This window comes from Pseudomonas sp. C8002 (assembly GCF_013385765.1).
In the GTDB taxonomy this organism is placed as follows: domain Bacteria; phylum Pseudomonadota; class Gammaproteobacteria; order Pseudomonadales; family Pseudomonadaceae; genus Aquipseudomonas.
On the sequence record NZ_JACAPJ010000005.1, the window covers coordinates 14911 to 35644 of the forward strand.

18 protein-coding genes are annotated in these 20734 nt (G+C 61.2%); 10 read left to right on the forward strand and 8 right to left on the reverse strand.

Features of this window, described 5'->3' with window-relative positions:
- The first annotated feature begins 49 nt into the window (after nt 1–49).
- The 8 genes from HX814_RS06665 (at nt 50) to HX814_RS06700 (ending at nt 8846) form a co-directional block, all read left to right on the forward strand.
- The gene (locus HX814_RS06665) at nt 50–817 is read left to right on the forward strand and encodes a TerC family protein (RefSeq protein ID WP_003214768.1); all 768 of its coding nucleotides are present in this window, start codon (nt 50–52) and stop codon (nt 815–817) included.
- 214 nt (nt 818–1031) lie between these two features.
- Nucleotides 1032–2690 (forward strand): Na/Pi cotransporter family protein, encoded by a 1659-nt coding sequence (locus HX814_RS06670; protein ID WP_177008999.1) that lies wholly within the window; start codon nt 1032–1034, stop codon nt 2688–2690.
- Between the two features lie 58 nt (nt 2691–2748).
- Nucleotides 2749–4131 (forward strand): pitrilysin family protein, encoded by a 1383-nt coding sequence (locus HX814_RS06675; RefSeq protein WP_177009000.1) that lies wholly within the window; start codon nt 2749–2751, stop codon nt 4129–4131.
- A 71-nt stretch (nt 4132–4202) separates the two neighbouring features.
- Entirely contained in the window at nt 4203–5246 is a 1044-nt protein-coding gene (locus tag HX814_RS06680) for a DUF5924 family protein (RefSeq protein WP_003214774.1), read from the forward strand.
- Nucleotides 5247–5301: 55 nt separating this feature from the next.
- The gene (locus HX814_RS06685) at nt 5302–6450 is read left to right on the forward strand and encodes an ABC transporter permease (protein WP_032899919.1); all 1149 of its coding nucleotides are present in this window, start codon (nt 5302–5304) and stop codon (nt 6448–6450) included.
- Nucleotides 6447–7250, forward strand: a complete 804-nt coding sequence (locus tag HX814_RS06690) for an ABC transporter ATP-binding protein (protein WP_003214778.1) — start codon at nt 6447–6449, stop codon at nt 7248–7250. Before HX814_RS06685 ends, HX814_RS06690 begins: the two co-directional genes overlap by 4 nt.
- Nucleotide 7251: 1 nt before the next feature.
- Entirely contained in the window at nt 7252–8190 is a 939-nt protein-coding gene (locus HX814_RS06695; protein WP_008439646.1) for an MlaD family protein, read from the forward strand.
- Nucleotides 8187–8846 carry an ABC-type transport auxiliary lipoprotein family protein gene (locus tag HX814_RS06700; RefSeq protein WP_177009001.1) on the forward strand — a complete coding sequence of 220 codons (660 nt, stop codon included), beginning with the start codon at nt 8187–8189 and terminating at the stop codon, nt 8844–8846. Before HX814_RS06695 ends, HX814_RS06700 begins: the two co-directional genes overlap by 4 nt.
- 86 nt (nt 8847–8932) lie before the next feature.
- On the opposite strand, the gene HX814_RS06705 is transcribed toward HX814_RS06700, so the two are convergent.
- The 5 genes from HX814_RS06705 to HX814_RS06725 all read right to left on the reverse strand — a co-directional run bounded on the left by HX814_RS06705 (nt 8933) and on the right by HX814_RS06725 (nt 13319).
- The gene (locus HX814_RS06705; RefSeq protein WP_003214785.1) at nt 8933–10162 is read right to left on the reverse strand and encodes a nucleoside recognition domain-containing protein; all 1230 of its coding nucleotides are present in this window, start codon (nt 10160–10162) and stop codon (nt 8933–8935) included.
- Nucleotides 10163–10261: 99 nt separating this feature from the next.
- Nucleotides 10262–11593 carry a glutamate/aspartate:proton symporter GltP gene (gltP, locus tag HX814_RS06710; protein ID WP_017477988.1) on the reverse strand — a complete coding sequence of 444 codons (1332 nt, stop codon included), beginning with the start codon at nt 11591–11593 and terminating at the stop codon, nt 10262–10264.
- 729 nt (nt 11594–12322) lie between these two features.
- Nucleotides 12323–12790, reverse strand: coding sequence for an inhibitor of vertebrate lysozyme family protein (locus HX814_RS06715; protein ID WP_102604421.1), 468 nt, complete (start codon nt 12788–12790; stop codon nt 12323–12325).
- 2 nt (nt 12791–12792) lie between these two features.
- Nucleotides 12793–12957, reverse strand: a complete 165-nt coding sequence (locus HX814_RS06720; protein ID WP_003170804.1) for a DUF1328 domain-containing protein — start codon at nt 12955–12957, stop codon at nt 12793–12795.
- Between the two features lie 77 nt (nt 12958–13034).
- Nucleotides 13035–13319 carry a hypothetical protein gene (locus HX814_RS06725; protein WP_087694545.1) on the reverse strand — a complete coding sequence of 95 codons (285 nt, stop codon included), beginning with the start codon at nt 13317–13319 and terminating at the stop codon, nt 13035–13037.
- A gap of 392 nt (nt 13320–13711) precedes the next feature.
- Here HX814_RS06725 and algB point away from each other — a divergent pair, with 392 nt between their 5' ends.
- Entirely contained in the window at nt 13712–15058 is a 1347-nt protein-coding gene (gene algB, locus HX814_RS06730; RefSeq protein ID WP_003214793.1) for a sigma-54-dependent response regulator transcription factor AlgB, read from the forward strand.
- Nucleotides 15059–15068: 10 nt separating this feature from the next.
- Complete coding sequence (locus HX814_RS06735) at nt 15069–16856, forward strand: KinB sensor domain-containing domain (protein ID WP_008439641.1); 1788 nt, start codon at nt 15069–15071, stop codon at nt 16854–16856.
- Nucleotides 16857–16873: 17 nt separating this feature from the next.
- On the opposite strand, the gene HX814_RS06740 is transcribed toward HX814_RS06735, so the two are convergent.
- From HX814_RS06740 to HX814_RS06750, 3 genes are all read right to left on the reverse strand, one after another.
- On the reverse strand, nt 16874–17650 hold the full coding sequence (locus HX814_RS06740; RefSeq protein WP_003214798.1) for an N-acetylmuramoyl-L-alanine amidase: 777 nt from the start codon (nt 17648–17650) through the stop codon (nt 16874–16876).
- Between the two features lie 102 nt (nt 17651–17752).
- A complete protein-coding gene (locus tag HX814_RS06745; protein WP_177009002.1) occupies nt 17753–19858 on the reverse strand; it encodes a GGDEF domain-containing protein in 2106 nt (701 codons plus the stop codon).
- Nucleotides 19855–20733: an endonuclease/exonuclease/phosphatase family protein gene (locus HX814_RS06750; protein ID WP_087694547.1), complete on the reverse strand. Its 879-nt coding sequence runs from the start codon at nt 20731–20733 to the stop codon at nt 19855–19857. Before HX814_RS06750 ends, HX814_RS06745 begins: the two co-directional genes overlap by 4 nt.
- Nucleotide 20734 lies beyond the last annotated feature (1 nt).

The window sequence follows — 20734 nt, forward strand, 5'->3', positions numbered from 1 at the left end:
GCCGGCTCTTAAGGCTGGCGCGGTCTAACACTCGCTCAAAGGAATACACATGGAATGGCTGACCAATCCGGAAATCTGGATTGCCTTCTTCACCCTGACGGCCCTCGAGATCGTCCTGGGCATCGATAACATCATCATGATTTCGATCCTGGTCAGCCGCATGCCCAAGCACATGCAGGCGCGTACCCGGATCTTCGGCCTGGCGCTGGCGATGGTCACGCGGATCCTGTTGCTGCTGTCGATCACTTGGGTCATGCGCCTCACCGACGATCTGTTCGTGGTGTTCGGCCAAGGCATTTCCGGCCGCGACCTGATCCTGTTCTTCGGTGGCCTGTTCCTGCTGTGGAAAAGCTCCCAGGAGATGTACCACGCCCTGGAAGGTGAAGACGAAACCCACGACGAGCCGAAGGGCGCCGGTGGCAAGTTCATCTACACCATCATCCAGATCGCGATCATCGACATCGTGTTCTCCCTGGACTCGGTGATTACCGCCGTCGGTATGGTTTCCCACGTACCGGTGATGGTGGCCGCGATCATCGTCGCCGTACTCGTGATGATGCTGGCCGCTGGCACCATCAGCGATTTCATCGACAAACACCCGTCGCTGAAGATGCTGGCGCTGTCGTTCCTGCTGGTGGTAGGTACTGTGCTGATCGCCGAAGCCTTCGACGTTCACGTGCCAAAAGGCTACGTTTACTTCGCCATGGCGTTCTCCCTGGCGGTTGAAGCGGTGAACATCAAGATGCGTACCGCCATCGCGAAAAAGAAGAAACAGCAGGACCCTGTGAAACTGCGCAAGGACATTCCGGGTCAATAACCTGGACCCGCTGCTGAAAAAGGGGCTTTAGAGCCCCTTTTTTTCATCTGCAAAAAGCTGATTTCATGACAGTTTTGTTTCAATCCCGACTTTAGCTATGCGATGCTGGCGCCGAGCCCATTCGCCAACTACAGCTTAAGTACAAGACGTAGAACGGCACGCGGCACTATTCACTTGCTCCGATTGGAGCACGACTCAACACAGGGGGCCCAGCATGCTGACCCTGCTCAATCTGCTTTCCGCGGTAACCCTGCTGATCTGGGGCACGCACATCGTCCGTACCGGCATCCTGCGGGTCTACGGCTCCAACTTGCGCCAGGTCATCGGGCAGAACATGTCCAAGCGCTGGCTGGCGTTTATCGCCGGCATCCTGGTGACGGCCATGGTGCAAAGCAGCAACGCCACGGCGATGCTGGTGACTTCGTTTGTCGGCCAGGGCCTGATGGGCCTGATGCCCGCCCTGGCGACCATGCTCGGTGCCGATGTCGGTACCGCGCTGATGGCCCGGGTGCTGACCTTTGACCTGTCGTGGCTGTCGCCGCTGTTGATTTTCCTCGGGGTGATTTTCTTCCTGTCGCGCAAACAGACACGCGCCGGGCAGATGGGCCGTGTCGGGATCGGCCTCGGGCTGATCATCCTTGCGCTGCAACTGATCGTCGAAGCCGCGGGCCCGATCACCCACGCGCAGGGCGTCAAGGTCCTGTTCGCCTCGCTGACCGGCGACATCTTGCTCGATGCCCTGGTCGGCGCACTGTTCGCGATGATTTCCTACTCCAGCCTGGCCGCCGTCCTGCTGACCGCGACCCTCGCCGGTGCCGGCGTGATCGGCCTGCACGTGGCCATCGGCCTAGTGATCGGCGCCAACATCGGCAGCGGCGTGCTGGCCTTCCTCAGCACCAGCATGCAGAACGCCGCCGGGCGCCAGGTGGCCCTGGGCAGCCTGCTGTACAAGCTGATCGGCTTGCTGCTGATCATCCCGGTACTCGACCCGCTGGTCGGCGGGATGGATAACCTGGACTACAGCGCCCAAGGCATGGTGATCACCTTCCACCTGCTCTATAACGTTATTCGCTGCCTGATCCTGCTGCCCACCATCGGCCCGATGTCCCGCTTGTGCGCCTGGTTGCTCCCGGAACGCGAAGAGGTCAACGGCCTGGCCAAGCCGCGCCACCTGGACCTGGCAGCACTCGCCACTCCAAGCCTGGCACTGGCCAACGCCGCCCGCGAAACCCTGCGTCTGGGCGACCTGATCGACAACATGCTGACCTCGATGCTGGAGGTGCTGCGCGGCAAGCAAACCGCCATCACCCAGGAAATGCGCAGCCTGAGCGACGATGTCGAGGCGCTCTACAGCGCGATCAAGCTCTACCTCGCGCAAATGCCCCGGGAAGACCTCAGCGAACAGGACAGCCGACGCTGGGCCGAGATCATCGAACTGTCGATCAACCTGAAACTGGCCGGCGACCTGATCGAACGCATGCTGCGCAAGGTCCAGCAGCAAAAGACCTCCCAGCGCCGTTCATTCTCCGAAGTCGGCCTGGAGGAACTCGCGGGCCTGCAAACCCAACTGATCGCCAACCTGCGCCTGGGGCTCTCGGTGTTCCTCAGTGCCGACCCGGAAAGCGCCCGGCAACTGCTGCGGGAAAAGCGCCGCTTCCGCGCCCAGGAGCGTCGCCTGGCCCACGCCCACGTCAGCCGCTTGCAACGTAAAATCGTACAGAGCCTGGAGACCAGTTCCTTGCACCTGGAGCTGATTGCCGACATGAAGCGTCTCAACTCGCTGTTCTGCAGCAGCGCTTATGTGGTGCTGGAAACCACCGACACCGGCGCCCTCTCGGCGGACGATATTGCCGACATCACCCATTCGCCCTGAACGTACGACGGCGAGTGAAGTCAGTTAACAACGGACCTCACTCGCCAGGAAGCCTGTTATGCGTCGCCTGCTATTCGCCTGCCTGCTCATGGGTTCGGCACACACCTTTGCCTTTGACCGCCTGCAAGTCGAGGGCTACACCCTGCCCAACGGCCTGCAATTGCTGCTCAAGCCGGGCACCGAACGCGGCCACGTGGCAATTCGCCTGGTGGTGGGTGTGGGCCTGGATGACTTCAGTTGTGAAGACAAGGAACTGCCGCACCTGCTGGAGCATTTGCTGTTCAGCGGGATCGACGGTGGCGGCGAAGGTGAGCTGGAAGAACGCATGCAAGCCCTCGGCGGCGACTGGAACGCCTACACCAGCAATGCCGACACCACTTTCGTCATCGAGGCTCCGGCGCAGAACCAGCGCAAGGTGCTCGACCTGCTGCTGGCCATCATCACCCGCACCCAACTGACCGACGCCAACATCAATGCCGCCAAACAGGTGGTGGAGCGCGAAGACGGCGGCCATTACTCACACCTGCAACGGCTGCTGGACCGCCAGGACCTCGGCCACAAGGCCAGCAGTCAGCTTGCCGTCGAACTGGGGCTCAAATGCGCCGAGCGGGCCGAAGTCGAGCACCTGACCCGCGACCAGTTGGAAAAGCTGCGCAAGGCCTGGTACGCCCCCAACAACATGACCCTGATCATCGTCGGCGACCTCGACAAGCTGCTGCCGGCCTATCTCGAACGCACTTACGGCGCACTGGATCCGGTTGACCCCAGCGAACATCGCCCGTTGCCGGAGATTCAACACGCCGCCGCCGTCCGCCGCGACCTGATCCACGGCTGGGTCGGTGACAACGCCAAGCTGCACTGGTTATTCCCCGAGCCGGTGCTGGACGACCAGTACGATGAAACCTTCGACCTGCTCAAGGACTACCTGGATTGGGCGCTGTATCGTCAATTGCGCTTGCAGCACGGCTTGTCCTATGGCCCATGGAGCGAGCGCGAAGTGCTGGGCGGCGTCGGCTTCATGAGCCTCAACGCCGACCTTGAACGCGACAACCTGCCCGAAGCCGAGCACGTGCTGGAAACCCTCAGGGCCCAACTGCTCAACGACGGCCTCGACCCGGCCACCTTCGCCCGCCTGCAACAAGCCGCCATTGCCCGCCAGGCGTGGGCCGTTCAAGGCAACAGCGCGTTGGCCGACTATTACTGGAGTGCCTCGGGCGACTACGCCAAAGGGCATTTCAGCGACCCGGCCAAGCGCATCAAGGCCGTCAGCCTGGAGCAAGCCAACCAGGCCATGCGCGAGCTGTTCAAGCAGAACGGCTACTGGCGCATCGAAAAACCGTTGTTCAGCTACGATAGCCTCAACTGGATCGCCGCAGGCGCACTGGGGCTGATTGCGATTGAGTTACTAGGTGTGTGGCGTTATCGCAAAGGGATTGCGTAATCGGGCCCCGAGAAAACGGCTAAAACGTTATTCTGTCTGGGATTTTTCCTACAAAGACTGTGAACTGCCGAATGCCTATCCTGACCCACACCATCCAGCGCATCCTCGAGCTGATGAAGCGCTACCCAGGGGTGATTGCACTCGGCGGTTTCATCTCGGGTGTGGGCAGCTTCATCCTGGTGGATCGCCAGCAAGGCATGGCCAGCTGGATCGCGATCATCATGCTGGTGAGCTGGTTATGGCTGATGCTCGAAAACAGCCTCACCCAGCTGTTCAGCAAAGTCTTCAAACGGGAAATCCCCGAACCGCTGCTGCGCTACGCCACGCAGATGATCCATCAGGAAAGCCTGTTTTTTGTCCTGCCGTTCTTTTTTGTCACCACCACCTGGAACAGCGGCCAGTCGATCTTTACCGGCCTGCTGGGCGCGGCGGCGTTGGTCTCCATCACCGACCCGCTGTACTACAAGTGGCTGGCGCCCAAGCGCTCGCTGTTTCTCGCACTGCACACCCTGACCCTGTTCGCAGCCCTGCTGACCGCGCTGCCGATCATCCTGCACCTGACCACCGCCGAGAGTTACAAACTGGCCCTCGGCGTGGCGATGGCGCTCTCTATCCCGAGCCTGGCCGTGAGCCTGCCGCTGCGTAGCATCAAGGGCTGGGCGATGCTGTTGGGGGTTACCGCAGCGATTGGTTGCGCCGGCTGGTTCCTGCGCACTTGGGTGCCGCCCGCTACGCTGTGGATGACCGAAGTGGCCATCAGCACCCAATTGCAGGACCGCACGCCCGGCGATGACCTGAAAGAAGTCAGCGCCGCCCAACTGCGCAGCAGCGGGCTGTATGCCTACACCGCGATCAACGCGCCGCGCGGCCTGGACGAGCGGATCTACCATGTGTGGAAATTCAACGGCAAGGAAGTCGACCGCATCGCCCTGGACATCCATGGTGGGCGCAAGGAAGGCTATCGGGCCTGGACCCACAAGCAGAACTTCCCCCCCGACTCGGTAGGACGCTGGCAGGTACGGGTGCTGACCGAAGATGGCCAAGTGATCGGCGTGTTGCGCTTCAAGGTGACTGACCCCGGTCAGGGCGCTACAACGCCAGACGCGCCAAAGTAGGCAGGATCGTGCTATTACGTAGGAATTCTGGAATAGCCAAACAAGCTCGGAGCTTATGACCAGTAGCACAACGGCCGGTGCAGCCCATCTGGACACGTCCACCCAGCCTCCATTGCTGAGGATTACAGGGGATTGGACGCTTGCCCACTATGCCAACCTGAAGAAGCTGTCGGAAAAGCTCGACGGCCAGTACGACGCTGGTGCACGTATCGACCTTAACGGCCTCGGCGCCCTGGACACAGCCGGCGCCTCGCTGCTGGTGGAATTGCTCGGCCCAGAGCGCATCGAACAGTCCGCCGAGCAGACCGACTGCAGCCTCTCGACCGCCGACCGCGCGTTACTGAAAACCGTCTACCGTTCTCTGAACGACTTCTGTGTGCCGGTCAAGGAACCGGAAGAAGCCGCCGGCATCATGTTGCTGGCGCGCATCGGCGGCGCGGTCTACACCGTCTGGCAAGACGGCATGAAACTCCTGGGCTTTATCGGCCTGATCCTCGAAACCTTCGCCCGTGGCGTATTCCGGCCCAAGCGCTGGCGCGTGACGCCAATGGTTGCGCATATCGAACAAACCGGCCTCGACGCGGCCCCCATCGTGGCCTTGCTGACCTTCCTGGTGGGCGCAGTGGTGGCGTTTCTCGGTGCCACGGTGCTGGCCAGTTTTGGCGCGAGCATTTTCACCGTGGACCTGGTGGCGTTCTCCTTCCTGCGGGAGTTCGGCGTGTTGCTCACCGCGATCCTGATGGCCGGCCGCACCGCCAGTGCCTTCACCGCACAGATCGGCTCGATGAAGGCCAACGAAGAGATCGATGCGATCCGCACCCTGGGCCTCGACCCGATGGAGTTGCTGGTGCTGCCCCGCGTACTGGCATTGCTGGTGGCGCTGCCGATGCTGACGTTCCTGGCAATGCTCTCGGGCATTATCGGCGGCGGTGTGGTGTGTGCCGTGGCCCTGGATATTTCGCCGGCAATGTTCCTGTCGCTGCTGCAATCGGACATTGGCGTGCAGCACTTCCTAGTCGGCATGGTCAAGGCGCCGATCTTCGCGTTCCTTATCGCGGCCATCGGCTGCCTCGAAGGTTTCAAGGTCAGCGGCAGCGCCGAGTCCGTCGGCGCCCACACCACCTCCAGTGTGGTGCAATCGATTTTCGTGGTGATCGTGCTGGATGCGGTCGCCGCACTGTTCTTCATGGAGATGGGCTGGTGAGTCGTCTGCGCCGTGCGCCCACTGAGGCGGTGATCGAAGTCCGCGGGCTGTGCAACCGCTTTGGTTCGCAAAGCGTGCACGAGAACCTCGACCTGGACTTGTACAAGGGTGAAATCCTCGCCGTCGTCGGTGGCTCCGGCAGCGGCAAGTCGGTGCTGCTGCGCAGCATCATTGGGTTGCGCCAGCCCAGCGAAGGCCAGGTGCGGGTGTTCGGGCAGAACTTGCCGAGCCTGTCGGAACACGAGCGGTCACTGGTGGAGCGGCGCTTCGGCGTGCTGTTCCAGAAGGGCGCGCTGTTTTCCTCGCTGACGGTCACCGAGAACGTTGCGTTGCCACTGATAGAGCATGCCGGCCTCAGCCGTCCCGATGCCGAGCACCTGGCGGCAGTGAAACTGGCGTTGGCCGGGCTGCCGCTGTCGGCCGCCGACAAATACCCCTCGTCACTCTCCGGCGGCATGATCAAGCGCGCGGCCCTGGCCCGTGCCCTGGCGCTGGACCCGGACATCCTGTTTCTCGACGAACCCACCGCCGGCCTCGACCCGATCGGCGCCGCCGCCTTCGATCAACTGATCCTGACCCTGCGCGATGCGCTGGGCCTGAGCGTGTTCCTGGTCACCCACGACCTCGACACGCTGTACACCATCACCGACCGCGTAGCGGTGCTGGCGCAGAAAAAGGTACTGGTGGCGGATGCCATCGATGTCGTCTCGGAAACCGACGACGCCTGGATTCACGAATACTTCCATGGCCCACGGGGCCGCGCGGCATTGGATGCCGCTCAACTGCTCAACGAGGTATGACATGGAAACCCGAGCCCATCATGTGATGATCGGTCTGTTCAGCGTGATCGTCGTGGTCGGCGCCATGCTGTTTGGCCTGTGGCTGGCCAAGTCCAGCGTCGACAGCGCATTCCAGGATTACGAAGTGGTGTTCAACGAGGCGGTCAGTGGGCTGTCCCAAGGCAGTGCCGTGCAGTACAGCGGGATCAAGGTGGGCGACGTCACCAGCCTGCGCCTCGACCCGAAAGACCCGCGCCGGGTGCTGGCGCGCATCCGCCTGGCCGGGCAGACGCCGATCAAGGAAGACACCCAGGCCAAGCTGGCCCTGACCGGCATTACTGGCACCTCGATCATCCAGCTCAGCGGCGGTACGCCCCAAAGTCCTGAGCTCAAGGGCAAGGACGGCAACCTGCCGGAAATCATTGCGTCGCCATCGCCGATCGCGCGACTGCTGAACAACAGCAACGACCTGATGACCAGCATCAACTTGCTGCTGCACAACGCCAATCACATGTTCTCCCGGGAGAACGTCGACCGCCTCAGCAATACCCTGGACAACCTGCAACAGACCACCGGCGCGATTGCCGATCAGCGCGGCGACATCAAGGTGGTGATGCAGCAATTGATGCAGGTGAGCAAACAGGCCAGCGCCACCCTGGAGCAAACCACCGCGCTGATGCGCAACGCCAACGGTTTGCTCAACGACCAGGGCAAGCAGGTGTTTGGCAGCGCCGAGAAGGCCATGCAGTCCCTTCAACAGAGCACGGCCACGATCGACACCTTGCTGACCAACAACAAGGATTCCCTGAACAGCGGCATGCAGGGTCTCAACGAACTGGCGCCAGCGGTGCGCGAGCTGCGGGAAACCCTGGGTTCGTTGCGCGCCATTTCCCGCCGCCTGGAAGCCAACCCCAGCGGTTACCTGCTGGGCAGCGACAAGAACAAGGAGTTCACGCCATGAAGCGTGCGTACCAAATGATCGCCCCCGTTGCGCTGGTATTGGTCAGTGCGTGTTCCATCCTGCCGAAGGCGGATCCCTCGGACGTGTACCGGTTGCCATCGGCGCAGGCCGCCACGCAGGCCAGCCCGGTGGCCTGGTCGCTGCGGGTGGCGAAGCCGCAGACCAGCGAATTCCTCGACAGCCCGCGGATTGCCGTGGTGCCTAACGGTGACTTGATCAGCAGCTATGCGAATTCCCGCTGGAGCGATCCAGCCCCCGTGCTGTTGCGTAACCGGTTGTTCGACGGGTTCCAGCGGGATGGGCGGGTGACGTTGCTCAGTACCGATGAGACCAATCTGCAGGCGGACGTTGAGTTGGGCGGGCAGTTGCAGGCGTTTCAGAGTGAGTATCGCGGCAGCGCAGTTGAAGTGGTGATACGGCTGGACGCACGGTTGGTGCGCGGCAGTGATCAACGGATTATTGCCAGCAAGCGGTTCGAGGTGAGGCAGCCGGTGGGGGATACCAAGGTGCCGGCGGTGGTAGCCGGGTTTGGTCAGGCTGGCGATGTACTGAACAGGCAGGTGGTGGATTGGGCCGTCGGCCTGGGAAGCCGCGCTTTTGTGGCCAGGGAGCTTGCTCCCGTTGGGCTGCGCAGCAGCCCCAAAACCAGTCAATGAGCTTTGACTGACACACCTGCGATAACTGACTGGGGCCGCTTCGCGGCCCAACGGGAGCAAGCTCCCTCGCCACAGGGATTCAGGTCTTAGCCGAAGAACCAGTAGCACACCGCAATCGCCGCCACCACACCAGCAAACTCCGCCAACAACGCACACCCCACCGCATGCCGTGCCCGCTGGATTCCCACCGAGCCAAAGTACACCGCCAACACATAGAACGTGGTCTCGGTGCTGCCCTGAATCGTCGCCGCCACCAGCGCCGGGAAGCTGTCCACGCCCTGGGTCTGCATGGTCTCAATCAACATCGCCCGCGCCGCACTGCCGGAGAACGGCTTGACCATCGCGGTCGGCAGCGCATCAACAAAGCGCGTGTCCATGCCGGTCCAGGCCACCACGTGGCGAATGCCTTCCAGGCCGAAATCCAGCGCGCCGGACGCCCGCAACACGCCCACTGCACACAGCATCGCCACCAGGTACGGCAGCAGGTTCTTGGCAACGTCGAAGCCCTCTTTGGCACCTTCGACAAACGCCTCGTAGACCTTCACCTTGCGCAGCGCGCCGATCACCAGGAACAACATGATCAGCCCGAACAGCGTGAGGTTGCCGAGGATCGACGACAGGCCCGCCAGCGCCGTGGCTGAGAGCGTCGCCAGCAAGGCCATGAAGCCACCCAGTACCAGCGCACCCGGAATCAGATACGCCAGCACCACCGGGTCCCACAGCCGCAGGCGTTGCATCACCGCCACCGACAACAGGCCCACCAGGGTCGAGGCGCTGGTGGCCAGCAGGATCGGCAGGAACACCAGCGTCGGGTCCGCCGCACCTTGCTGGGCGCGGTACATGAAGATGGTGACCGGCAGCAGGGTCAGGGAAGACGCGTTGAGTACCAGGAACAGGATCTGCGCGTTGCTGGCGGTATTGGGGATAGGGTTGAGCTCTTGCAGCGCCTTCATGGCCTTGAGGCCGATGGGCGTAGCGGCGTTATCGAGGCCCAGGCCGTTGGCGGCGAAGTTGAGCGTGATCAAGCCGATGGCCGGATGACCGGCAGGCACTTCCGGCATCAGGCGCCGGAACAGCGGCCCCAGGGCCTTGGCCAGCCAGTCGACGATCCCGGCTTTCTCGGCGATACGCAGGAAGCCCAGCCACAAGGTCAGGGTGCCGAACAGCAACACCATCACCTCGACCGACAGCTTGGCCATGGCGAATATGCTTTCCACCATCGCCGCAAAGATGCCGGCGTTACCGCCAATCAGCCATTGCGCCAGCGCAGACACCATCGCCACGATAAAGAAGCCAAGCCACAGGCCATTGAGCATCAGTTGAATCCCCCGAAAGATGGGGCGAATGATAGCGGGGCTGGCAGAAACGACAAACCCCGGATTTTCCGGGGTTTGTGTAGGAGCCAGTCCTGGCGGTCAGCCGCGAGTGGTCTCGCCGGCCGGCAGCACTTGCTTGGTGCGCCAGTGCGGCAGGGAGTTCCAGTAGCGCTCGCCCTTGGCATCGTCGTACATGCCTTCCCAACGGGAGATGACCAGTACGGCCAGGGCGTTACCGATCACGTTCAGTGCGGTACGGGCCATGTCCATGATGCGGTCGACACCGGCGATGAACGCCAGGCCTTCCAGCGGAATGCCCACGCTGCCCAGGGTCGCCAGCAGTACCACGAAGGACACACCCGGTACGCCGGCGATGCCTTTGGAGGTGACCATCAGGGTCAGCACCAGCATCAGTTGCTGGCCAATCGACAGGTCGATGCCATACAGCTGGGCGATGAAGATCGCCGCGATGCTCTGATACAGGGTCGAACCGTCGAGGTTGAACGAGTAGCCAGTCGGCACCACGAAGCTGCAGATCGCCTTTGGCGCGCCGTAGGCTTCCATCTTCTCGATCACACGCGGCAGCACGGTTTCAGAACTGGCAGTGGAGTAGGCCAGCACCAGCTCATCCTTGAAGATGCGCATCAGCTTGATCACCGAGAAACCGAACAGGCGGGCGATCAGGCCCAGCACCACAAAAGCAAAGAACAGGATGGCGACGTAAACCAGGATCACCAGCTTGGCCAGCGGCAGCAGCGAGGCGAAGCCGAAGTTGGCGACGGTCACCGCGATCAGGGCAAATACACCGATCGGGGCGTATTTCATGATCATGTGGGTGACTTTGAACATGCTCTCGGACACGCCCTGGAACATGGTCACCAGGGGCTCGCGCAATTCAGGCTTGAGGCTCGACAAGCCGAGGCCGAACAACACCGAGAAGAAGATGATCGGCAGCATGTCGCCACGGGCCACGGCGGCGAAGATATTCGACGGGATCAGGTTGAGGATCGTCTCGATGAACGCGTGCTCGTGCTGGACCTCGGCGGCGGTGGCCGTGTATTTGGAAATGTCGACGGTACCCAGGGTACTCATGTCGATGCCGGTACCCGGATGGAACAGGTTGGCCAGCAACAGGCCGACCACAATGGCAATGGTGGTGACCACTTCGAAGTAAAGGATGGTTTTAACGCCGATCCGGCCGAGCTTTTTCGCATCGCCAACACCGGCGATTCCGACAATCAGCGACGAAATCACGATCGGGATAACGATCATCTTGATCAGGCGGATAAAGATATCGCCAGCGGGCTGCAACACGTTGCTGATCCACCAGGCCTTTTCAGCACTGAAATGGTTAAGCACCGCACCGATTGCAATCCCCAGCACCAGACCGATGAGGATCTGCCAGGCGAGGCTTAGCTTTGCCTTCTTCATGTCATTACCCTTACTTCAAGTGGACTCAGGCAGATGCGCCAGCAGCTGGAACGCTCGAGAGCGAAAAAGTGTGTGCATCTGCCCCCGTAGAAGGTCACCGCAGTTGGCCGATATGGCTCACTGGCAGGCGAAAAAAGGCGCAACTATTCCGATGCAAGGAGGCGACGTCTAATGCCGTAAACGCCTACCCTATGCCGAATCGGCATGAGTTTTTTTGAGTTTTTCTGTCTGAACGGTCAGTTCGAATACGACATTTCGGCAGGCATAAATGCCGCGAACCGGCCATTTCAGGCTCGCGCAGGGTTTTTTGAAAATCTACGGTCGCGGTTGAAAACCCCTGAAAATTCCTACGCATACCATCGAAAAACTCGTCTGGCAGGAGACAAACTTTCTCGATAGATGGTCACGCGGAAACACCAAGAAATGGTTGGGCGGACGCAAAAAGGAGAATTGCCGCTATGGGCGGCATGACAGAAGCGGGCATAGGAGCCGCAAGCCCTTCGCAAGTTCCACAAACCATCGGCTTGGGAACTTGCGTCGCAGCTTTTCACCTGACCCGGCCCTTGCGCAGGCACTCCCTGTCCCCGTAGGTCACGCCGATCCAAACGATCAGAGCAACCCGGCCCCCTGGTCATGCACCACCCTTGTCGGGCGATGCAAACAGAAAGAAGCACGGCGCTTCTTTCTATGGACGTTAAGCCGGTAGACGACAGCGTCGTCAGACCGAACCTAGTACCAATTCGGATCTTTCTTGAGCTGTTCCATCAGCAGCTTTTGCATGCCTTCGTCCGGCTTGCCGAGAAAACGGTAGTCGGCGTGCCGCGTTGGCGATTTGTCCGCGGGCAAGCCCGCCGGGACTTCTACCAACATCGCGTAGGCATCTTCCTTGTCGAAGCTGAAAGCGACGATCAGGCGCTTGTTCAGGCATGTGTCTGCGGTTTCACAGAGCGGCCCGACCAAGTACTTGTCACCATCCTCTTCAACGGCATTCATCTGTTCAGCGCTACCCGAAAGGTTCATCACCCATTCAGGCAGGCGCTCTTCCTTCTTGACCACGCTCTGCCAGGTCTCGCGGTACTGCGGGTCCGCACTCAGCAGTTCGTTGGCTCGGGACTGGCCATCATTGGCAGCCAGCACCAAGCCGCTGCCGCCCAACAACAGGGCGGCAGCCAGGACTTTAAGGGAGGAGTTGAACATGCTTAGCCTCGACCACGACGGCCAAAGAAGAAGGAAGCGATGAACATCACCAGGAAGACCACAAACAGAATCTTGGCGATACCCGTAGCGGTGCCCGCGATACCACCGAAGCCCAGGACTGCAGCCACAATGGCGATGATCAGAAATGTGATTGCCCAACTCAACATGGTGATTCTCCTTACGCTTCTTTTAGGGGTAACAGCGGTAGTGCCTGCGGTCGCTCGATTCGAGGACCGTGTATTGCCTAGAACACCCAGCGTTCCTGCGATGGCAGGTCGCCGAGGGTGGAGTCCTGTTCAACCGCCGCCAATTGCGGGGTTGTCACATCGGCGGCAGTGCTGCCGACGGAGCGGAAATGGGTCTGGGTCATCATCGGACGTTCAAACTGCACGACTTGCTGCTGACTCTGCTGCCAATGCGCCAATTGCTGACCGCCAATCAAGGTCACCATCAGGGCCAGGCTGGCAAACAGCCCCTGTTGCAGGCGCAGTGGCGATACACGCAGTTGGGTCAGGCTTTGGCGAGTCATGCTGTATCTCTCCCGCATTCTGATTATTCGTAGATGAAACTCGTATGAGGTGTATTGCAGCCTGCGTGCCAGTTTTTTAACAAAATAAAAACCAATAAAATCAACCAGTTAAAAACAAAAGCGCTTTGACACCACGAGCATCCTGCACGATGCCCCTATCCTTGCCGTGCGAAATGCACGATGGTCACTGGTCGGATCAAGGGATAGGAAGGCAACGTTCGACTGCCGAAGTGGCAAGAGGGAGACAAAAACGCCTCTTGTGGGCGTCTTTGTAAGAAGAAGCGCAGATAGCTGCGCGGTGACGGCTTTAATCAATCAGAATAAACCATGCAACTTGCCCGATTATTCCGGGACTAAACAACATCATTCATTCTTAAGGGAGCGCGGGACAGATGGAATCAGCCAAGGAACTTCAAGGCCGCATTCTTTTAGTGGATGACGAATCCGCGATCCTTCGCACCTTCCGTTACTGCCTGGAAGATGAAGGCTACACCGTAGCCACCGCCAACAGCGCCGCCCAGGCCGATGCCTTGTTGCAACGCCAGGTGTTTGACCTGTGCTTCCTGGACCTGCGCCTGGGCGAAGACAACGGCCTGGATGTACTGGCGCAAATGCGTATCCAGGCGCCGTGGATGCGCGTGGTGATCGTCACGGCCCACTCGGCCGTCGACACCGCCGTGGATGCGATTCAGGCCGGCGCGGCCGACTACCTGGTAAAGCCTTGCAGCCCCGACCAATTGCGCCTGGCCACGGCCAAGCAGCTGGAAGTGCGCCAGCTCTCGGCACGCCTGGAAGCCCTGGAAGGCGCAGTGCGCCAGCCCAAGGACGGCCTCGACTCCCATAGCCCGGCGATGATGGTGGTGCTGGAAACCGCACGCCAGGTGGCGGGCACTGATGCCAACATCCTGATTCTCGGCGAATCCGGCACCGGTAAAGGTGAACTGGCCCGGGCGATCCACGGTTGGAGCAAACGCGCGAAAAAATCCTGCGTCACCATCAACTGCCCATCGCTGACGGCGGAACTGATGGAAAGCGAGTTGTTCGGTCATAGCCGTGGTGCGTTTACCGGCGCCAGCGAAAGCACCCTCGGCCGCGTCAACCAGGCCGATGGCGGCACCTTGTTTCTCGACGAGATCGGCGACTTTCCGCTTACTTTACAACCCAAGTTGCTGCGCTTTATCCAGGACAAGGAATACGAGCGCGTCGGCGACCCGGTGACTCGCCGTGCCGATGTGCGAATTCTCGCCGCTACCAACCTGAACCTGGAAGACATGGTTCGCGACGGCCGTTTCCGCGAAGACCTGCTGTATCGCCTGAATGTCATCACCTTGCACCTGCCGCCCCTGCGCGAACGCAGCGAAGACATCCTGACCCTGGCCGACCGCTTCCTGGCGCGCTTCGTGAAGGAATATGCGCGGCCGGCGCGCGGCTTCAGCGATGAAGCCCGTGAGGCACTGCTCAACTACCGCTGGCCGGGGAACATCCGTGAGCTGCGCAACGTGGTTGAGCGGGCCAGCATCATCTGCCCGCAGGAAAAAGTTGAGATCAGCCACCTCGGCATGGCCGAGCAGCCGACCAACAATGCCCCGCGTATCGGTGCGGCGTTGAGCCTGGATGAACTGGAAAAGGCGCATATCGGCGCCGTGCTGGCCACCAGCGACACCCTGGACCAGGCGGCCCGAACCCTTGGCATTGATGCGTCGACGCTGTATCGCAAACGCAAACAATACAACCTGTGAGCTGTAACCTATGAAGCTTGCGATGACCCTGCGCACTCGGTTGTTCCTGAGTATTTCCGCGCTGATCACCGTCGCCCTGTTGGGGTTGCTGCTGGGGTTGGTGAGCGTCATGCAAATGGCCAAGACCCAGGAATCGTTGATTCGCAGCAACTTCATCACATTGGACCTGGGGCTCAAGCTTCGGCAGACCCTCGGCGACCAGTTGATGATCATGCTCAATGAACAGCCGAATACCGCTGCGCTGGAGGACTCCAAGCAACGCTATTTCGCCCTGTTGCAGCAAGGTATCGACCACGAACAAAAGGACGCGGTAACCAGCGGTTTTACCCAGGCCAAGACCAATTACCTGAGCTTTCTCGAGGCGTTCGATGAAAAGGAGAATGCTCCGCCGCAACTGCGCAACAACGACGAGCTGACCAAACGCTTCAACATCCTGCGCAACGGCCTGATCGCCGAGCACAAGAAAGCCCTGGATAACATCAACGATACCGAACACAAGTCCCGTGAACGTGCGCTGCTGATTGCCGGCCTGCTGGGCCTGGTCGGGCTGGCAGTGCTGATCATCGGTTTCGTTACCGCCCACGGTATCGCCCGACGCTTTGGCGGGCCGATCGAAGCGCTGGCCAAGGCCGCCGACAAGATCGGCCAGGGCAACTTCGAAGTCACGCTGCCCATTTCATCCGCAGCGGAAATGAACCTGCTGACCCGACGCTTCGGCATCATGGCCGAGGCGTTGCGCCAGCATCAGGCAACCAATGTCGATGAGCTGCTGGCCGGGCAACAACGCCTGCAGGCGGTGCTCGACAGCATCGACGACGGCCTGCTGATGATCGACCGCCAGGGTCGCCTGGAACACCTTAACCCGGTGGCACAACGTCAACTCGGCTGGGACGAGAATCGCCTGGGCCAAGGCCTTGGCGACGCCCTGGGCCGCCCGGAACTGGATGAACAGCTGCAACTGGTACTGCGCGGCGGCAATCTGGAGCGCGCACCTGAAGACCTGGAAGTAGAGGTTGAGGGTGAGCTGCGCCTGCTGACGTACAGCCTGACGCCGGTCAGCCATACCCAGGGGCACATTCTGGGCGCGGTGATGGTGCTGCATGACGTTACCGAACAGCGTGCCTTTGAACGAGTACGCAGTGAGTTTGTGTTGCGCGCGTCCCATGAATTACGCACGCCGGTGACGGGCATGCACATGGCCTTCGGCTTATTCCGGGAACGGGCGAAGTTTCCTGCGGAGTCGCGCGAAGCGGACCTGCTGGATACGGTCAACGAGGAAATGCAGCGCCTGATGCAGTTGATCAACGACTTGCTCAACTTCTCGCGCTACCAGAATGGCTTGCAGAAACTCACCCTGGGCCCGTGTGACATCAGCGACCTGCTCGAACATGCCCGCGCCCGCTTCGCGGAGCAGGCGAATGCGCAGAACATCGAGCTGCTGGTTGAGGAACAATCCCCGCTACCGAGGTTGCATGCCGATCGAGCGCAGCTGGAAAGGGTGCTCGACAATTTGCTGGGCAATGCCCTGCGGCACACAGCCGACGGTGGGCAGATCCGCTTGCAGGCGCGTCGCCATGGCGAACGGGTGATTGTCAGCGTTGAAGACAACGGCGAAGGCATTGCCTACGGCCAGCAGGGACGAATCTTCGAACCGTTTGTGCAGGTAGGCCGCAAGAAAGGCGGCGCCGGGCTGGGCCTGGCGCTGTGCAAGGAGATCGTGCAATTGCACGGTGGCCGCATGGGGGTGTATTCGCGGCCGGGGCAGGGGACGCAGTTCTACATGGCGTTGCCCCTGTAGGACCAACGCGCCAACCGTTATTGGTGATTCAACGCCCGCAGGATCGCAGCACTTTCGGCATCCGGCGTCCCGTCAAACAGCGACGCCCGGAAATGCATCTGGAACGCGGCCACCACATGGCGCGTCGCTACATCCAGCTCGCCCGTCTGTGGCGTCGGATAGCCCAGCTTCGCCAACTCTTCCTGGAACCAGGTAATGCTCGGCAGATCGGCTGCGTACTGCACCTGGTAACGGGCCACCGCCTTGGCGTCCGGCCACATGCCCAGCCCTTCATCCGCCAGGCGCTTCCAGGGGAACAACGGCCCCGGGTCCAGCTTGCGCAGCGGGGCAATGTCGCTATGGCCGATGATGTTTCGCGGGTCGATGCCGTTGCGCTTGCTGATGTCCTTGAGCAGCACCACCAGTGACTGCACCTGCGCTTCGGAATAGGGATACCAGACGCGGCCCGTCGGCAAATCCCGATAACCCGGGTTCACGATCTCGATCCCGATGGAGCTGGAGTTGAGCCAGGTGCGGCCCATCCATTCACTTTCTCCGGCATGCCAGGCGCGCTGGCTTTCATCCACGAGCTTATAGATGGTGGCCGAGGCGTCATCACCGATCAGGTAATGACTGCTGACCTGGCCATGGGTCAACAGCGCCAGGGAGCGCTCAAGGGACGCCGAGGTGTAGTGCACGACGACAAACTGCACACGATTGTCGTGGTTCACCGACGGATGACTGGTGTCCAGGCGAGGGCCGCTCGCGCAACCGGCGAGCAGAAGAAACAGAAAGGCAGAACACAGAAGTTTCATGGCAGCAAATAGTACGCTTAAGACGATAATGCAACAGTGTAACGTACCGTTTGCTGCCAGGCGGCCAAATGCGATGTTTTAAACAAAATGGAACATTTCCGGTCAGGCCGCCTGCACCTGGTTACGCCCCGCCGCCTTGGCACGATATAACGCCTCGTCAGCGCGCTTGAGCGCCAGGTCGCTGCGTTCTCCCGGCTGAAACTGCGCCATGCCCATGGACACCGTAATCGTCACCGGCTCGCCCTTGAAGTGAAACGGGCAGGCTTGGATGGCTGCACGCAGGGTTTCACCCACCGCCAACGCATCGGACAGCGACGAGTTGGGCATCAGCAGTACAAACTCTTCACCGCCAAAACGCGCGATGAAGTCGTTCGGCCGCAGGCGTTTGCGAAGCACCGTGGCGATGATTTTCAGCACCTTGTCGCCCGCCAGATGACCATAGCCGTCGTTGATGCGCTTGAAGTGATCGAGGTCCAGCATGGCCAGTGACAGGTTATTTCCACGCTGGTGCCAGGCGTTGACCTCCTGCTCCAGGCGCTCGCTCCAGGCAGCGCGGTTGGGTAGTGCGGTGAGCGGATCGATCAGGGCTTTTTGCCGCTGAACCTCAAGGTGTTCACGGTAGCCCTGAGCCTCTTGCTCCATATTGGCGACCCGTTCGGCCAGGCCCTTGAGCCGTGCAGCCACTTCCTGTTCGCGCTGGTCACGCTGGTGGCGGTGTTCATCCATGGTGCCCAGCAACCCTTCGAGATGGCTCTCCAGCACGTGTTTGAGGCTGTCGAGGTCCGCGGCGTCCTGCATGCTGGTTTGCAAACCATCCACTTGTTCGCGGATCTGGGTATCCAGTTCCCTGGCCGCCGAGCGGCTGTCGGCGTGGCCGTCACTGGCGACCTGCAGGTGCCCCTGGAACGCCTCGAGACGATCGTTGAGTTGCTTGAGGTAGGCTTCAAACTCGTGCTGGCCGCTGTCGGTGATCGCCAGCATCAACACCGCCAGGTCATCGAGGATCGGCAGCAATTCGTACCAGTTCAATCCGTGGGCCAGGCGTTCACGCATGGCTTCGGCCTGGGGCCGATGGCGCTCGGGCAGCGAGAGGTCTTCCAGTAAGCCGAGCAGGGTATCTTCGATGTGCTTGGCCACCGAACTGTAAGACGGCTCGGGGGTGTCGGGCAGGGCGTAGGCTTGATCCGCTTGCAGCTCGTCTGGGTTCAGCTCTGCCTGCTCGGGCGATTCTTGCGGTTCATCGGCCAGGACCGGGGGCAGGGAAAGACTGCCGATCTCTGTCCGCTCCGGCTCACGGGCCTGCACCTCTGGCACCTCGACCATGGCGGCGAGAGCGCTCTCAAGCTCAACCTCCGCTTCGATCGGTTGCTCGGGTTCTGGCGTTTCGATAAGCGTAGCGGGTGCCTCGACGACAGGCGCTGTGACCGCGACGGCCGGAACAACAGGCACTGCTTCGCTGACAGCGTCGGTAGCCTCTACTGGCGATACCGGCTCAGGGGGCGACTCGATGGGGGCCGGGACCTTCGGCTGCGGTGCAAAAGCCCGCAGCGCCTGGGCCAGTTCCGCCGATTGCGCCGGCGCTTCAACTTCATCCACCGGCCTGGGCTTTGGCGCAGCAGGCGCCGGAGAAGCCGGGCGGGATGGCGTGGGCGCTTCAACCTCCGGCGTGTCGATTGCGTCCTTGGTGCCAAACAGACGCTGCAACAGCCCCGGGCTCGAACGGCTGGTTTCGCCCTCCGGCTCCAGGTTACTCAACGCCTGCCCCTGCAGGCCGCTCAGCTCACTCAGCAACAGCGGGATCTCCCGCGCCTGGCCAACCCGACCGTCCAGCTGCTTGGCGAAAGCCTTCAGCGGGCGACTCACGTCCCGTGGCAAGGGCAGTTTCTGCAACTGAGTGACCAGGGCCGTCAACGCGCTGCCGATCTGGTCAACCCGGGTTTCGCGGCGCTGCTCCGAATCCAGCACGGCCTTTTCCAGGCGCGGCAGCAATGCAGCGAGGGCGGCGTCCATGTCGTCGGTGCGCACCACATCGCGCATTTCCTTCATGCATTGGTCAACCGCTCGGTCGGTCCCTTCTGCCGCCAGGGTGCTGCGCACCAGCCCTCGGCGCAGCAGGTCGAGGCGGGCGGCCCAGCGACGCTCGAGCTTTTCTTGTTGCTCGACGCTTTTAAGGTATTTCTCTTTCCAACGCTGGGCGTCGTCGCTCATGCAAGGGGTCCGCGAGGGCCGGGGCTCAACGCGGGCAATGCATCAGCCGTGAGCGAACCCGGCAGACGAATCTCTACCGCGACGGGCAGGTGATCGGAGATGGGCTGCGCCAGTACCTGCACACTTTCGAGTGTCAGGGTCGGGCTGAGCAGGATGTGATCAAGACAACGCTGCGGACGCCAGCTGGGAAACGTGGCTTCGACTTGCGGCGCCAGCAACCCAAGGTCGCGCAACGGGGAATTCTGTAGCAGGTCTGTGGCATGGGTGTTCATGTCACCCATCAGCACCTGATGTTTGTAGCCGCCAATCAACTCACGGATGTAGGCCAACTGCATGGTTCGGGTTCGAGCGCCCAATGCGAGGTGCATCATCACCACGACCAATGCTTCCGGCCCTTCGCCGAACCGTACGAGAATTGCACCGCGGCCTTTCGGGCCAGGCAACGGGTGGTCCTCGATCGCCCACGGTTTCAGGCGGCTGAGCACACCATTGCTGTGCTGGCCGAGTTTGCCGAGGTTGCGATTGAGTTGTTGATACCAGTAGGGAAAGGCACCGAGTTGCGCAAGGTGTTCGACCTGGTTGATGTAGCCGGAACGCAGGCTGCCACCATCGGCCTCCTGCAGGGCTACCAGGTCGAAGTCACCCAGCAGGTCGCCGATCTTTTGCAGATTGCCGGCACGCCCGTTGTGGGGCAGCAGGTGCTGCCAGCCACGGGTCAGGTAATGCCGGTATTTCTCGGTACTGATACCCACCTGGATATTGAAACTGAGCAGGCGCAACCGACTGTCAGCCGGCAGGCCCGTGGATTCAAGGTGGTGTTCGTTGACCTTCGGGTCATGCAGGCCAACGACACGTTCAGTACCCCAGCGACGCATG

Bases quoted from the DNA above. Each gene is read 5' to 3' on its own strand.
- HX814_RS06665 (WP_003214768.1), top strand. From the start codon at position 50: ATGGAATGGCTGACCAATCCGGAAATCTGGATTGCCTTCTTCACCCTG.
- HX814_RS06670 (WP_177008999.1), top strand. From the start codon at position 1,032: ATGCTGACCCTGCTCAATCTGCTTTCCGCGGTAACCCTGCTGATCTGG.
- HX814_RS06675 (WP_177009000.1), top strand. From the start codon at position 2,749: ATGCGTCGCCTGCTATTCGCCTGCCTGCTCATGGGTTCGGCACACACC.
- HX814_RS06680 (WP_003214774.1), top strand. From the start codon at position 4,203: ATGCCTATCCTGACCCACACCATCCAGCGCATCCTCGAGCTGATGAAG.
- HX814_RS06685 (WP_032899919.1), top strand. From the start codon at position 5,302: ATGACCAGTAGCACAACGGCCGGTGCAGCCCATCTGGACACGTCCACC.
- HX814_RS06695 (WP_008439646.1), top strand. From the start codon at position 7,252: ATGGAAACCCGAGCCCATCATGTGATGATCGGTCTGTTCAGCGTGATC.
- HX814_RS06700 (WP_177009001.1), top strand. From the start codon at position 8,187: ATGAAGCGTGCGTACCAAATGATCGCCCCCGTTGCGCTGGTATTGGTC.
- HX814_RS06705 (WP_003214785.1), bottom strand. From the start codon at position 10,162: ATGCTCAATGGCCTGTGGCTTGGCTTCTTTATCGTGGCGATGGTGTCT.
- gltP (WP_017477988.1), bottom strand. From the start codon at position 11,593: ATGAAGAAGGCAAAGCTAAGCCTCGCCTGGCAGATCCTCATCGGTCTG.
- HX814_RS06715 (WP_102604421.1), bottom strand. From the start codon at position 12,790: ATGTTCAACTCCTCCCTTAAAGTCCTGGCTGCCGCCCTGTTGTTGGGC.
- HX814_RS06720 (WP_003170804.1), bottom strand. From the start codon at position 12,957: ATGTTGAGTTGGGCAATCACATTTCTGATCATCGCCATTGTGGCTGCA.
- HX814_RS06725 (WP_087694545.1), bottom strand. From the start codon at position 13,319: ATGACTCGCCAAAGCCTGACCCAACTGCGTGTATCGCCACTGCGCCTG.
- algB (WP_003214793.1), top strand. From the start codon at position 13,712: ATGGAATCAGCCAAGGAACTTCAAGGCCGCATTCTTTTAGTGGATGAC.
- HX814_RS06735 (WP_008439641.1), top strand. From the start codon at position 15,069: ATGAAGCTTGCGATGACCCTGCGCACTCGGTTGTTCCTGAGTATTTCC.
- HX814_RS06740 (WP_003214798.1), bottom strand. From the start codon at position 17,650: ATGAAACTTCTGTGTTCTGCCTTTCTGTTTCTTCTGCTCGCCGGTTGC.
- HX814_RS06745 (WP_177009002.1), bottom strand. From the start codon at position 19,858: ATGAGCGACGACGCCCAGCGTTGGAAAGAGAAATACCTTAAAAGCGTC.
- HX814_RS06750 (WP_087694547.1), bottom strand. From the start codon at position 20,733: ATGCGTCGCTGGGGTACTGAACGTGTCGTTGGCCTGCATGACCCGAAG.